The sequence below is a fragment of the Winogradskyella ouciana genome (assembly GCF_009709615.1).
In the GTDB taxonomy this organism is placed as follows: domain Bacteria; phylum Bacteroidota; class Bacteroidia; order Flavobacteriales; family Flavobacteriaceae; genus Winogradskyella; species Winogradskyella ouciana.
This window is the reverse complement of sequence record NZ_WJYA01000295.1, coordinates 1-238: the sequence shown is the minus strand read 5'-3', so window position 1 is coordinate 238 and position 238 is coordinate 1. Positions and strand designations below refer to the sequence as shown.

The following is a 238-nucleotide window of genomic DNA, read 5'->3' as shown; positions in this document are numbered from 1 at the left end:
GTCCCAAAATCACGCCGATACCGGAGCTGTCCATAAAGGCCAAATCAGCCAGGCTCAGCACGATATGACGAATGTTGGGGGTGCGCAAAAGTTCATCCACTTTGCTCCGCAGCTCTTCCGCTGTATGATGGTCCAGCTCTCCTTGCAGGCGGATCACCAGCACGTCTTGCCGGGTCTCCATCGCAATCCGCAAACTCATGGCTGACTCACTCCTTCTCCCTTGAATAAACCTCTCTTT

General features: G+C 53.8%; 1 protein-coding gene. It reads right to left on the bottom strand.

What is annotated here, in order from left to right:
- The coding region (locus tag F1003_RS19195) for an anti-sigma factor antagonist (protein WP_202913945.1) at window positions 1-238 on the bottom strand (238 nt) is incomplete at both ends.